Annotated in this window: 13 protein-coding genes; 8 read left to right on the top strand and 5 right to left on the bottom strand. The window is 43.0% G+C overall.

All coding sequences use genetic code 11. From position 1 onward, the window contains the following. Nucleotides 1-114 precede the first annotated feature (114 nt). Nucleotides 115-516 carry a helix-turn-helix domain-containing protein gene (locus AB1Z56_RS08785; protein WP_286884298.1) on the bottom strand — a complete coding sequence of 134 codons (402 nt, stop codon included), beginning with the start codon at nucleotides 514-516 and terminating at the stop codon, nucleotides 115-117. Between the two features lie 940 nt (nucleotides 517-1,456). On the opposite strand from AB1Z56_RS08785, the gene AB1Z56_RS08780 reads away from it, so the two are divergent. The 4 genes from AB1Z56_RS08780 to AB1Z56_RS08765 are packed head-to-tail and all read left to right on the top strand — an operon-like array spanning nucleotide 1,457 to nucleotide 7,754. Continuing rightward, nucleotides 1,457-1,831 (top strand): hypothetical protein, encoded by a 375-nt coding sequence (locus AB1Z56_RS08780; protein ID WP_426791758.1) that lies wholly within the window; start codon nucleotides 1,457-1,459, stop codon nucleotides 1,829-1,831. An 18-nt stretch (nucleotides 1,832-1,849) separates the two neighbouring features. After that, nucleotides 1,850-3,229, top strand: a complete 1,380-nt coding sequence (locus AB1Z56_RS08775) for a TlpA family protein disulfide reductase (protein WP_426791757.1) — start codon at nucleotides 1,850-1,852, stop codon at nucleotides 3,227-3,229. Next, entirely contained in the window at nucleotides 3,222-6,407 is a 3,186-nt protein-coding gene (locus AB1Z56_RS08770) for a SusC/RagA family TonB-linked outer membrane protein (protein ID WP_426791756.1), read from the top strand. The genes AB1Z56_RS08775 and AB1Z56_RS08770 overlap by 8 nt, the downstream gene beginning before the upstream one ends. A gap of 6 nt (nucleotides 6,408-6,413) precedes the next feature. Further along, nucleotides 6,414-7,754 carry a RagB/SusD family nutrient uptake outer membrane protein gene (locus AB1Z56_RS08765; RefSeq protein ID WP_426791755.1) on the top strand — a complete coding sequence of 447 codons (1,341 nt, stop codon included), beginning with the start codon at nucleotides 6,414-6,416 and terminating at the stop codon, nucleotides 7,752-7,754. A gap of 90 nt (nucleotides 7,755-7,844) precedes the next feature. On the opposite strand, the gene AB1Z56_RS08760 is transcribed toward AB1Z56_RS08765, so the two are convergent. The 4 genes from AB1Z56_RS08760 to AB1Z56_RS08745 all read right to left on the bottom strand — a co-directional run bounded on the left by AB1Z56_RS08760 (nucleotide 7,845) and on the right by AB1Z56_RS08745 (nucleotide 10,508). Next, nucleotides 7,845-8,165, bottom strand: a complete 321-nt coding sequence (locus tag AB1Z56_RS08760; RefSeq protein WP_182981869.1) for a hypothetical protein — start codon at nucleotides 8,163-8,165, stop codon at nucleotides 7,845-7,847. 110 nt (nucleotides 8,166-8,275) lie between these two features. Continuing rightward, nucleotides 8,276-8,947, bottom strand: coding sequence for a MauE/DoxX family redox-associated membrane protein (locus tag AB1Z56_RS08755; protein ID WP_426791754.1), 672 nt, complete (start codon nucleotides 8,945-8,947; stop codon nucleotides 8,276-8,278). Between the two features lie 82 nt (nucleotides 8,948-9,029). Continuing rightward, nucleotides 9,030-10,037 carry a helix-turn-helix domain-containing protein gene (locus AB1Z56_RS08750; protein ID WP_426791753.1) on the bottom strand — a complete coding sequence of 336 codons (1,008 nt, stop codon included), beginning with the start codon at nucleotides 10,035-10,037 and terminating at the stop codon, nucleotides 9,030-9,032. A gap of 90 nt (nucleotides 10,038-10,127) precedes the next feature. Then, nucleotides 10,128-10,508, bottom strand: coding sequence for a hypothetical protein (locus tag AB1Z56_RS08745; protein WP_426791752.1), 381 nt, complete (start codon nucleotides 10,506-10,508; stop codon nucleotides 10,128-10,130). 190 nt (nucleotides 10,509-10,698) lie between these two features. Here AB1Z56_RS08745 and AB1Z56_RS08740 point away from each other — a divergent pair, with 190 nt between their 5' ends. The 4 genes from AB1Z56_RS08740 (at nucleotide 10,699) to AB1Z56_RS08725 (ending at nucleotide 13,924) form a co-directional block, all read left to right on the top strand. After that, on the top strand, nucleotides 10,699-11,721 hold the full coding sequence (locus AB1Z56_RS08740) for a hypothetical protein (protein WP_426791751.1): 1,023 nt from the start codon (nucleotides 10,699-10,701) through the stop codon (nucleotides 11,719-11,721). 100 nt (nucleotides 11,722-11,821) lie between these two features. After that, nucleotides 11,822-12,205: a hypothetical protein gene (locus tag AB1Z56_RS08735; protein ID WP_426791750.1), complete on the top strand. Its 384-nt coding sequence runs from the start codon at nucleotides 11,822-11,824 to the stop codon at nucleotides 12,203-12,205. Nucleotides 12,206-12,654: 449 nt separating this feature from the next. Further along, a complete protein-coding gene (locus AB1Z56_RS08730) occupies nucleotides 12,655-13,299 on the top strand; it encodes a DUF6266 family protein (protein ID WP_426791749.1) in 645 nt (214 codons plus the stop codon). A 70-nt stretch (nucleotides 13,300-13,369) separates the two neighbouring features. Next, the gene (locus AB1Z56_RS08725) at nucleotides 13,370-13,924 is read left to right on the top strand and encodes a DUF6266 family protein (protein ID WP_426791748.1); all 555 of its coding nucleotides are present in this window, start codon (nucleotides 13,370-13,372) and stop codon (nucleotides 13,922-13,924) included. The last annotated feature ends 10 nt before the right edge of the window (nucleotides 13,925-13,934 follow it).

Here is a 13,934-nt window from a genome sequence, read left to right as displayed (position 1 = left end):
TGTATATTAATAGCTAGGATGACAAGATAGAACTTCCTAATGATATTTATTGTGGGAATGATTTGGAAATCAAAGTTTAACAAAATGATTTCAGAATAGCTGTTGGTACCTAAATTATATCTTATTCCGCTTATTTCCCTCTGCTTTAGTCTCCGCATCAACAACCACAATGTCAACGACCTTGTTCTCCATTAATTTAGACTCTGTACCATCAGCTTTTTTTTTCGGAATTTTTTTATAGTGTATTACGATTTGCTCATCTATAGGAATTCCATTAGGAAAAAAATCATCCAAGCTTTCAAAGCCAAATACCTTCTTTAATATTCCCATATGGCGGAGGTTATACTTTTCAGGTTGATCTAAAGACTCACATTTTCCAACAAAATTTTCAGCTAAGCCCATTTTTCCACTTAATGCTTCCTGTGACCAACCCCTTTCTCCACGCAGATCTTTAATATTAAAGATTAATTCGTACTCAATTCGAAATATAGCTTTCGTTTTATAAATTTTATCCATGTCAAATTTTTTTACCACCAAATGTTTGGTGGTCTTAATGATTGTTTTTATATTTGTGTACCCAATCAAGAATTGGTAATAAATATGTTAACTATGTCTATTTTAAATAGACCATGAGTTGAACGAGCCTTTGAATCCGAAACTAGCAATTGAAAATTCAGCGTAAGGCAGCAAGTTTAACCCATGTCTAAAGATATTGTGTATCTTTGCACAATCTTTAGGCTGGGCTTGTTGATTGTTACGCTGTGGGATTGCTAGTTCCCGGATGATAGCAGGATACAAGTTCCAGCCTTCTTAATTCCAGCTCGTTCACATAAAAACCAAAACGATTATGAGAGCGAAAAAAAACACCACCACACATCACCCGCATTCGATCAAAGATCGTATGACGAGGTATTCTCGCAAATCACTTTTAAAGAACATATTTCGCGCACCTGAATAGGAGGCGCCTAATCAAAAACAGGCTTCAAAGAGCAATAAAAAGGGGAGGTCTTGACTTTCCTTAAAATGAAAAGACAGCTGAATTTAGTTCAGTTTAATTTCACTCTTGATATGCCTGTCACCGACCTATACATTTATATAATTGCATAAAAGGTAATATTGGCCAATGATACAGCTTGATTTAGAATTCGCACCTTAAAATTAAGCAAATTTTCATTCAGTCCAAACTTTTTACCCGTAGTTTTTATTGCAAGACGATATTGCTGTAGGTCGGTCTTTACTTCTTTCCGGCAGGGAGCGCCATAATTAACCCTAATTTATACTATGAAATTGTATCAAGGCGCTTTTCGGACTTTTAACCGTATTTGTCCATTTGGCATAGGTCGCATTTGATCTGTGCAATGACAAGCCTTTTGAACGCGAAAAAATCGCGAAGGGGGAAGCTATGCCTTTATCTGAGCGGCACCTCAAGGTTTGTCATACTTGATAAAACTAAATTATGAACCAAAAATCAAACAACCTGCTGCCCTTTGAGCTAGCATGTTATGAAATATACGACAATGGATACGATCCATTAAATACCATTCGGGAGTTCTGGTCCCAACATACAATAAATGACTGTCAAGAAAACCTTTGGGTACTCTTTGAAAACTATAGAAAGGGTGAGGGGCAACAAGATATTATTGACGTAAAGCAGATGCATGCCTTTTTGATGAAGCTGTGCCGGGTGCTGATCGCTTATTTCCTGGTGCACTTTCGCAAGATCGAAATCGATGCAGTGCCATTTGCCTTTACGCAATCTGCGGAAGTCATTACGGCCGATCTGGAAGCCAAACAAAGGATCCACAGTTTCTTTAATAGAATTGCAGAATAATACTCAATCCATAAGCAGATGATAAAAAGATCAAAATCATTAACTGCCTTATTGGATAAGGTAGTCAATATTCCAGTTATACAGATTACATTTCTTGTAATCGTGTTCTTACTAGTTTCTATGTTTAGTTTATCGGCTCAGACGCCCCGCAAGGACAGCGGGGCCGGTGGGCTCACCAAAATTGATCGGCTATATGTAGGCGATACAATACCTGATGAACTATGGAACGCAATGCTGCCTGTAGCAAATCATCCCGAGGGCAAAGATCATATTCAACTCAAAGAGTATAGAGGCAAAAAGCTTATCTTGATAGATTGCTGGGCCACTACCTGTAAAAGCTGCCTAGAGGGTTTACCAAAGATTCAAAAATTACAACATACCTATTCCGACGTTGCATTTTTACTCGCTACATTAGAGCAGGGTAGAGCTGCCAAGTATCTGAAAGACAATGGGTATACACTCACATCCTTTATCAAAACCAGGGCGACGCTATTTCAATACTTTCCCTATACTTGGATTCCTTATTACATCTGGGTCAGTGAGGGTAAGGTAGTCGCCACGACGCAGGCAACCGAAGTGACCGATGAGAATATTGCCAAACTGCTAAATGAAGGAATTGCGCCCACAAGGATAAGGCAAGATCGTGTGTCTTTCGACTTAAAGGACAATTTTTTGAATGATCCTTTGATCTTTCGTACGCCCCAGTTGCAACGTTCCTTTACGATAACAGGCTACCTACAGGATGTCCTTGCGCAGACAAATTATCAGATCGGTAAGGACGGTAGACCGAGTTTCTTTGGAACAACCAATGCGGGGCCGATAGATATCTATAAATCGGCCATTGCCATCGCCCGGCCTGATTTGCGTAAGGGAAATTGGTTTCTATTAGAGACAAAATGGCGCGATAAGCTCTTAAAAGTAAGTACAGATCAATACTTCGCCGACAGCACAGCGCATCTGTATGCCATACAGTTTTATTCTGCTGCTGCGGATAAAAATGAACTGGCTAAAGATTTACTTCTGGAACTCAATACCTTCTTCGGGCAAAAATATGGTATGGAAGGACGTATTGAACAGCGTAGCCGTAAAGCTTATGTGATTCGAAAAGATGCATCGCCTCAGAACTTGAAAATTCCTAAGAAGTTAATAAATGAACTCCCCATGTATCAATTGGTCGATAGGCTTGATAATCAGAGTGAGCAGACTGCGGTGGGAATACCATGGATCAACAAAACCGACGAATTTAAAAAAACAATAAAAATCCCCGAGGATTGGCCAAATGATCTAACCAGTATCAACGCATTCTTGGTACCGCAAGGGTATAGAGCGACATTGGAAACCTTGTCTATGGATGTATTCGTACTAAGTGATATTGCGAAAGGAGGTCGCCATGAATAGATGGATCGCATTTATCCTTATTATGGTAAGCTATATCAGTTCGTTCGCACAGGGATCGAATGGTTTACACATTCAATTGCTGAGCAAAGCTGATCAAAAACCTATTGCTGGTGCATCTGTAAATTCCATATCGGAGTCTACCATTGTGACAAAGACAGATCGAGATGGAAAAAGCCATATCAATAAGATTACTTACCCCATATCGCTCCGCTTTAGCCACCTCAGCTACGCGCCTAAAACTGTGCAGTTTGACAGACCTGGCGAATATACGGTAGAATTGGAGTCAAACGTACAGGAACTGGAAGAGGCCGTGGTACAGACGGGTTATCAAGCAATTCCAAAAGAACGGGCCACTGGATCATTTTCATTCCTGACAAACAAAGAGCTCAACCGTAGACCTTCGGAAGGATTGGTAGACCGGCTGGAAGGCACCGTCAGTGGCTTAACCATCGATTCGCGATTATCGGGTCGAAATGCACTGATGCTGCGCGGATATGCAACGATCAAGTCCGACAATACGCCTTTAATCATTTTGGATGGTGCTCCATTTGAAGGTGACATTACGGCACTTGATCCGAATGTACTGGAATCCATTACCTTTTTAAAAGATGCAGCAGCGTCTTCTATATGGGGTGCCCGTGCGGGTAATGGCGTATTGGTCATTACGTCCAAATCGGCAAAACTGAACGAGGGCACCAAGGTGAACCTTAGCCTGAACAATACATGGGAAGCCGCTCCGGAGCGCTATTATTCTAAATTTTTGCTCAATAACAACGATTTTATCGGCTTTGAGCAGTACCTCTATGACAATGGCTATTATAACGCACAAAAAGCAAATGCGGGTTACCGGAAGTTTACGCCAGTAGTTGAATTGCTGCTCAAACGGGATAAAGGGCTGCTGAGCGCAGAGGAAGTGGCAAATCAGATCGCAGGACTGGCACAGCAGGATGTCCGAAAGGATCTCGATCGTTATTACTTCGGCACAGGGTATAAACAGCAGTACAATGTTCAGATCAGCAATGGGAATGCAAAGGCGGCAAATTTACTTTCCCTGACTTGGAATAAAGCCAATACTTCGGCTCACAGACAGAAAGACAGCAGAATACTGCTGCAGTTCAATTCGACATTCAAACCTGCGGAATGGCTGGATTTCAATCCGACCTTATCCTGGAATCTGGGCAACCAAAACAACCGACTACTGAATTATGCGGATTACATTTATCCTTATGCCCAGCTTGCAGATGAAAACGGAAATTATCTGCCTGTTATACACGATTACAACGGGATATTTTTGGATGCACAAAAGCAAACGGGGCGATTAAATTGGGACTATAGTCCATTGGACGAAATGGACAAAAGACAGTTTTCCAACGAGCATAATGAGTTTATAGCCGGATTTAATTCCAATATACGGCTAGGATACGGGCTCACAGCACAGCTCTTGTATAACTATCAGAACATAAACGACCTGCAGACCTTCAATTATGACCGCGATAGCTATTATGCGCGCAATATGGTCAATAGCTTTGCCTATGAAAATAATGGTCAGCTGCTATTTCCAATTCTGGAAGGTGCTATACTGGATAAGTCCAGAAACAAAACTCAAGCGCATCTGGGAAGGGCGCAACTAAATTATTCGGCGACCATCGGACTGTCAAACATCAATCTCCTACTGGGAGCGGAAGTTAAACAGACAACTCTGGTAGGGGATAAGTCTACGGTGTATGGATTTGATCCCGAAACATTGACGTATCAGGATATGGACTTCAGTACACGCTTTACACGCTTTCCGACAAGTTCAAAATCCAATATTCCCTCAGGAATTGGCTTTACGGATCGTATCGATCGTTTTGTATCGTATTACTTCAACGGTAGCTATCTATACAGGCAACGATATCTGCTTTCCTTTAGTGCACGTAAGGATGCATCCAATCTTTTTGGTGTCAATACCAACCAACGTGCTGTTCCGCTCTGGTCTTCGGGGCTGGCATGGACGGCTTCAGAGGAGCGCTTTTGGCCAAAGGATTTTATCGTCGACTACCTCAAACTACGGACGACTTTTGGTTATAGCGGAAATGTAAATAAGTCGCTTACACGGTACAGTACGGCTAGATACAGTACATCCTTACTGACGGGTTTGCCTGCTGCACAGATCCAAACCCCACCCAATGAGGATCTACGTTGGGAAAAAGTAAGCACAGTCAATATAAGTTTGGATCTGGCGACTAAAAACCGAGCTGTCAGTGTTTCCTTTGATTATTATCAGAAGAAAGGCCGTGATCTGATCGGGGAGTCTGCCCTTGACCCGACGACTGGCTTCTTTGTCGGTCAGCGCTTTTCCTTTACAGGCAATACGGCCTCACTCAATACCGAAGGGATCGATCTCCGAATAGATGGCCGAAAGAACTTTGCTGCAGTCGAGTGGATGCCAAGCCTACTCTTCAATCGGAACCGAAATAAGGTCATCAAATTTAGTGGTACGGCACCGAGTAGCTTATTGAGCTCATCATTTGCTGTTCCTGTGGAGGGCAAGCCCATGAGTCCATTATATTCAGTCCCCTGGGCGGGTTTAGATCCGGTAGATGGAAGCCCACGTTTTTGGTATAAAGGCGAGATCAGCAAAGATTATACAGCCATCCGGTCCAAGATGACATTTGACGACCTGCAATATCACGGCTCAGCGCTTCCTTTGTATACGGGATCCCTTATAAATCGCCTGAAATACAAATCTTTTGATCTTTCTTTTTCAATGCTTTATGCATTTGGTGGTTACCTCCGTAGACCAACGATTAATTATTCAACATTGGCGACAAATTGGTTTGGCCACGAGGATTATACCAAGCGCTGGATCAAACCTGGCGACGAGCTCGAGACAGATGTTCCAGCTATTCCAAAGGTTGCTGATCTGGACAAATGGAGCATTTTAAACAGCTACTCAAGTGTACTTGTCGAAAAAGCCGATTATATCTTTTTGAAAGATGTACGATTGGGTATTGACCTTCGTACATTGAATAACACATGGCTAAACCGGTCATTTAAAAATGCTTCTTTCTTTGTGTTGGTCAATAATGTCGGGCAGCTTTGGGTGGCCAACAGCGCCAAGATCGATCCGATGACAAATGAGAGTTATTTGGGAAGACCCCGATTGTGGTCTATAGGTATTAACGTAGGATTGTAACTTACAATGAAAAGAATTATAGTACTATTGTTGGTCATCACGCTGGGCGGATGCACCAAAGATTTTCTATCGGTCAAATCGGACAAGAAACTTGTTATACCGAGCACATTGAAGGATTTTAGGGCTTTGATGGACCGAACAGAAACAATGAACGAAGCGCTGCCTCATCTCGCTCATCTTTCTGCCGACGATTATTACTTGAGCAAAGAGGTTTACGACGGTCTTACAAGTTTGATCGAGCGTAATACTTATATCTGGAATAAAGATATCTATGAAGGCTCGCTAGACATTGTGTGGAGCAATTCTTACCAACAGATCTTCTACGCCAATAACGTGCTGGATGGTCTGGAAGTATTAGCTAGCAAGCAGGATGAAGCGTATTATCTAAAAGGAACAGCCTTATACTTTAGAGCTTTTGGTTATTTTAATCTTTCGCAGATTTACTGCGATACGTATACGGTAGGTGCCGAAAATAAGGGGCTTGGGCTACCTTTACGCCTTAAAAGTGACATCAATGAAAAGGCGGGGCGAAGCACGGTTGAACAGACCTATGCACAGATGGAAAAAGACCTAAAGGATGCTATTGAGCTGCTGCCAACAACGGTATCGGTCAAAACCAGACCGAGCAAATATGCCGCACAAGCACTTTTGGCGAGATTATATCTCATCATGGGGAGATATGGAGAATGTTTAGCGTTATGCCAGTCTGTATCGCCAGCTTTTAAATTGATCGACTACACGAAAGTAAATACTTCCATCGCTTATCCGATGGTACAATTTAATGATGAAGTGATTTTTCACAGCATTATGTCTTATGTCTCCCATAAAGATTCAAAAGCCTTGGTCGATACCAACCTTATGCGGGCCTATGCAGACGATGATTTAAGATTGAAGACTTTTTTTGCTTCTAGGGGAGAGAATGCAGCTTTTATCGGTAATTATTCTGGCTCCTTATCCTTGTTTAATGGACTGGCTATTGATGAGGTCTATCTTATGGCGATGGAATGCTTGACGCGATTAAATAAACTCGATGAAGCGAAATCTATGTATCAGACATTTATGGCATCAAGGCTTCGTGATCATCGAATTGTGGTATTAAAAGAAAGTATCACACAAGCTGAGCTGTTAAATATTGTCTTACTTGAAAGGAGGAAAAGCTTGCTCTATCGTGGACTTCGCTTCTCAGATATACGTAGACTGAACCGAAACGAAAAGGCGGAAATAACGATGACGAGAGTGCTTGGAGATAAAATTATACAGATCAAACCTAACTCACCCAATTATATTTTGCCCATCCCAGATAATGTGATTGATCTGTCGGGCATTGCTCAAAATCTCCGCGAGTAGCTTGATCAATAGTTAGAACTTTGCTTTAAATCAAAAGGGTGGCTGTCTCGAATTGAAACAGCCACCCTTTCTTTTTAATAAGCAGTGAATTTACAAGGTTTTGGTACGATAGTCAGTATAACTTGACTCGTGACCCGAAATTACAACACGTTGTCCCAATGAGTTAAATTCAGTATCCTCATCTTTATATCTACGAGCACAATCTGGATTCTCAAGTTTTGGACAATTCGGATCAGGCTGTTCAATTTCCTGTCCCGGCTGACCTCCGGTCATTTCAAACCAGTATTCTTCGCTTGCAGTTTGCTTTTTAATTGTGTTTGCAGACATTAACGATACTGTTGTCAATCCTGCTGCTATGCCTAATCCGAGAATAGGCAATACATTTGTTTTGATGATTTTAAAGATGTTCATAATCTTCGATTTAAAATGTGATATTAAAATTTGTTATTCTGTTTATGTCTTTTGGCAGACGCGCCCTTCTTGCTGACAACCTAGCATCAGCGTTTCCGATGTGTAAGCTGTCATTTTCCCTTATTTTGCCCATGGAAAAGGCTGTCTATATGCTTTGCAAATGATCTATAGCTCAATCGTGGAATAGTATTGGCTATTTTTGTACGATATGGAATACTATATTTATCATGTACAACAGGTCTTAGTCGAATCCAACGTTCTATGATAGAGGACCAAACGCAGATCAATGTGAGGTAAATATTTAATATAAAATGTGATTTCCAGCTAATCTGAACAATCAGTCCACAACTACAAGGTAGCTCGTCGCTCCATACATAAAGCAAAGCTAGCCCCACATAGCTGGTGAAAGCCAGCATCATTAGCGATGATAGCACCAAGCCAATTAATCGCGTCGATTTAATCCCGATCAATACTGCTGCCATGATCTCACTTGTCGGTATCAAATAAGCCAATACGATGGCAAGTGGCCTTGGCAGTGGCTGGCGGAGCATTGCATCCATATTGCCACTGAAATCAGAAAATTTATTGTATGCCACAAAGATCCAAAGGCCCATCATAAATGAGCCATAAAACGTCACAGCAATATCCCGCCAATGCGTCAAGCAAAAATGGACCACGATCTGTGGAAGTCTCAAAATAAATTGAATCATCCATTTTAAAAAGATCGTGATCCTTCGTACGGAATAGTTATAGGGAGCAATATTTCTTGGTGTATTTTGCATTTCCTTACTTACATTGTAAATCAAAGTTCGCCAGTAAAAAGCAGCCGGACTTGGCCGAATCTGGAGTCGGGTATATACAGGTTTATAGATCGTCTTGGGTATACCGCTTAAAAAACTCCTTCGCGGTCATTCCGGTTTTCTTTTTAAAAAAGCGGGCAAAGCTGCTGGGTGATGTGTAGCCGAGTTCATAGGCGATCGCACCGGTATGCATACCGTCCAAGACATATTTCTTGGCGAGATCCAGCATAAATTCTACCTTCAGCTCCTGGGGACTCTGTCCATAATAAAGTTGGATAAGCTGATGCAGATAGTCCATACTGATCCCGAGCTGCCAGGCAATATCTTCCAGTTTAAAATCCTGCCCATGCTCGGTTACTGCCTGCTTAATGGCTGCATGGGCTTCTTTGGCTTTTAACTGGGATTCCGACATCTTTTCATATTCTTCAAAGATCTTTTCCTTCGAGAGCTGGATCAGTTTCTTGATACCCCAGAGGATATTGACCTCACTGTCGAGGTCACCTTGCTTGATTTTTGACGCAATGGTTTTCATCAATGAAATAGTCCTGGTGCCGGCACGGAAATCGATGCTGCACCACGAATTCGGATCTTGTTTTCGATAGGCATGGATCAAGGGGTGAAGAAACTGGAAGGGACGCTCATTGCCATCGCGGAAAATGCTGCCGCGGAAATAAAAGTTAACGAGGGTATACCTTCCGGCAGGAACAAGGATTTCATAATCACTTCTGGTTAAGTAGAAGTAGCGGCCACGATTGCAAGAAATGCTGTAACTGATCCGCTTCTGGACATCCCTGATCTGAATAGCACGATCTTCTGTGAAGAGATAAAAGATATGCAGGTCTGAACGTGTGACTTGTATAGGAATGACAATATCGGCAGGTAGATGCAGATCCAATATATTGATGTAGCCGAGCATGCCATCAAATTGCTGCAGGCAGGCTTGCCCATGTTGGTTTTCGTAATGTTGATAGTCCGCATTGGACATGCTTATTCTTGGCTTGAGCGTATCAGTTCTCGGACTGATCGGCTGGTCAAATACCTGTGCGATATCGATCTGTAGTGCTGTTTTCATAATGGTGTATAGGTCAATAAAATCCCCCCGGTCAGGATTTCGGTATGATCGGGGGAAATGGTTTTTGGATAACGGGGGATCGCTCAGGTGCTAGGTCATTCTGTAGAATATCCCAATAAACAGGGGAGTGAACGCCAGCCGCGCCGCAGTATCCTGCCATTCATCGAGGCCGTGAACCATGAGCTCCTTAAATTCTGGATCATCATCATCACCCTTGTCATCTTTTTGAAATTGAAGTATGTTGCCCTGCATGAGATAATTGCTTATCGCAGTGCCAAGTTGTTTCCGAAACCCATGGGGAAATTCGTAGAGCTGTATTACCTGATGGGGATCGAGGTTAAAATTGTGTTCCATCCAGACTGCAAAATCGTCTTTAAGAAGTTGCATCTCTAGTGCTCGCTCCGCTATTGGCAGAGTGAGAATCATGGCTACTTTTTGAGCCACGCCTGCATTGTCAAATTTCTCTTTCATTTAAATTGTATTTTTGCAAATATTTATTTAAATAGATCAAATTAGCAACCGTCCTGTCCTAACCTCCGGGATTTTGGAGGAAAGTATTCTTTTGAGCGAATGAATTTTGCTTAATATTTGATTTTATTTAGTAAATTGGATCTGTAAACCACTAGAAACCTAAGCCATTTAAGAGAGCTTGACATAGCATATGAAAGTATTAAAACTAACGGTGGAGAGTTTACTCATCTCCATGCTTTTTAATTTAATCGGAAATCACGGTATTTATCTGAATCGATTTTGGACACAGACCTATTGGATGTGGACAGTGGCATTTGCAATTGCGATTGGTGTTGCGGTCGTGTTCACGCAGATGTTTCTTAAAGGCTTTTGGACCTATTGGCAGAAGCGGTACCCTGATCTGATACTCATGAGCAAGGGGAGGGTCATGACCAAGAGTATACCCAAAGGTCAGCTCTGCTGTGCAATTCTTGTTACAACTATATCGATTCTATCGATTTATCTCTTCATTATCTATTGTTTCGCTAATATGCGCAGCGAAGATACGTACAGCTTGTTAAGAAGCTATCTGCTGCATTATATGCCTTTTATTGGTCTAGGCTTTATAGCCTATGTGATCTATGTTTTTCGTAACGGCAAATTATGGTGGCTAACAACTGAAAATGTGATGGCTTTGTTAGGGAAAGAGGTCATGTCGCAGGAAAACACAACAGATAGAGCGGGAACTATAGCACCTCCAAGTGCATTGGATAGGATTATCGTAATCGGATCACTCTATGATGTGCTGTATAACGATTCGCCATTCAATTTAAATACCTTGCAGATGGATGCTGTACGTATGTTTGATGTTCCCTTTTATTTTTCCAAAAAAAGAAAAAAAGAAGTCGTCCTGATCAATGGTATCCGGCTAGAGGCCCATCATTTTGTGCAGGAGCTAGAAAGGTTGGGGCTTGATAAATGGTATTTTCGCATCAATAAAACCTGTAGGGTAAATATGATGCTCGTCCGTCAACCGATATTGCCAAATGCCACTTTTCTGGAGTTCCGAAAGGAAGTGTTTGACAGCCTCAAGTTGAATATGACGGAATTGGAGATCAGCAACCTGCTGCAGATAACCGAATGGATGCGCAAAGAAAAAAAGCTAAAGGATTTTTTGGATAACGTCAATAACCTAGCGCATGAGGGATGGGATAACCTTATTCGGCTCAATTGAATCATCCCATTTTATAAACTTAGATAGACCGAGCGCAGTAGACAACAGGTCTGCTGCTGAGCTGGATTTCGGCGGTTAGTCGAGCTAACCTTACCCGTTTATGTTTTTTGTAAAAGGATCTCCTGATCAACAGGAGATCACGCCTCGTTTTGTGTCCAATGCGACAGCTATTCACCTAAAAATCCACTATTCTTTTCAATTAAAACCAAGCGTCGAATATACACCCTTAGAGGCCAAGCTGGACCGTATCCTCGACCTGCTGCAGGAACAGCAGTATATGGAGCTCCACAAGCTGACCGGTACGATGACCATCCACGAAGTCGCCTATTTTTTGAGCAAAAGTGTGCGTACCATCGAGCGCCGTATCGCCAAAGGCCTGCTCAAGGCCACCTACAAAGAGGGCAATGCGGATCTCTTTCTCAAAAAAGATGTGGTGCAGCTGTATGTGACTGAATATAAAAAATGGCCGCGGCAAATGCCTTAAATCCCTATACTGTTCGTACCTGCTTCGTATTGCCTTCGGGGCTGCATGTAAAGGCAGCCACTGTTAATCCGTTGCTGAACAGTATTTCCCTGTTCGGAGACTGGTGAAGGTCTGTTCAGCATCTGTACAAGATCTATTGCTGATCCGAAGCAGGTACGGAGCTGGTCCGAAGCAAAGGCACGAGACTGCTGCTCGAGTGCGTAGTTTTTGAAGTATAAGACGAGTGCTTACCTGGAATATGCCGGACTGCACTACTGATTTTGTGTCTGCTTTTGTCCGGTCTCCGACAGCCCGCCGACAAAAGCCGGGCTGCCGACGACGAGTCTCCGCCAACCTGTTTTACGCTATTGACAAGGGGCTGTGTGATGTGGTATGTTTGTCGAAGTAAAGCGCTACATACCGGTATAAATGAAAGCTTTATGGGTTTTAACTTTTAAATAAAGAACAACATGGCAACAATCAACAATGGTGTAATCGGAAGAGCAAGTGGTAAAGTGGGCGCAGTGATAGCTTCGTCCTGGAAATCTATCAACTACCTCAAAGGATTGCCCAAAAAGCGGACGAAAGGGATGTCCGAAGAACAGCTGATCCAACAGGACCGTTTTCTGAAAATCTCCAAATTTCTGATGCCGATCACGCCGATCCTGCAGGTTGGGTTTGGGCTCTCCAGAACCGAAAAGATGACGCCCACAAATGTGGCACTGCAGCTCAACATCGCACAGGCGGTAAGTGGTACTTATCCAAACTTTAGCTTGGATTACAGCAAGATCGAAATCAGTACGGGCTCTTACCTCAACGGCGGCGGCATGGAGGCTGCTGTGGATAATGGAATTCTTTCTATCTACTGGGATACCATCCTCAACAGCCTGTACAAGACCAAGGCCGATGATCAGGTTATTATCTTGGTCTATTCGCCTGAAAAGGATGAATTTATGACGGCACCTACACCGCCCACCCGTGCCGCCGGTACGATAGACATCCAGATCCCGGCCCACCTGCTCGGTGGCAAGGGGCATGTCTGGATCTTCTTTACAGACCGCAAGGCCGAAAAGGTATCCAAAAGTACGTATTTGGGCGAATTTGACCTGGCTTAGCCGCTGAAGGATTAATTGAACGGGAGGAGCATGTGGCTCCTCCTGATTTTTGAAAACAAAACGATAAGACATGCTGGTGATTTCTGAGTTTAAAAAGCAGGTTACAGATCCGACACGTAGGGAGGCTGCGCAGGAACGCTTTCGACTGGCACGCCGGTTTTTGAATCCGCTGTACCCGCTCATCCGCAAAGGTTTCGCGCATAGCAAGTGCACGGTGCAGGCGGCTTTTGGCCGCGCCATGTCGCATACGCTGACGAACGTGATACAGGGGGAATATCCGGATTTTGAGGTAGTGCCCGCCCTCGCAAAAATCAGCAATGGCATGCTGTCTCCGCTCGCGGTGAATACCTGTGTACGCGGGTCCAATACGATACAGCTAAGCTGGGATGTAACCGAATCCAACATCAAAGATTATAACCAATGGGATGACCAGGTCATTCTCTGTGCTTACGATATTATTGGCGAGCAGGCAGCGATCAATGAACAACAGGTGCTGCGGAAGGATCTCCAGATGACTATCGATCTGCCATCCATCCTGCATGATCGGCCAGTGCACCTGTACCTTTTCCTACATGATCGTGATGAAAACCTGTATTCCAGAAGTCAGTACCTCGGTCTTTTCTAATGAATCGCTA

Origin of the sequence: Sphingobacterium sp. WOUb80 (assembly GCF_050058145.1) — a bacterium.
Classification (GTDB): Bacteria; Bacteroidota; Bacteroidia; order Sphingobacteriales; family Sphingobacteriaceae; genus Sphingobacterium.
This window is presented reverse-complemented; position numbering and strand designations above follow the sequence as displayed.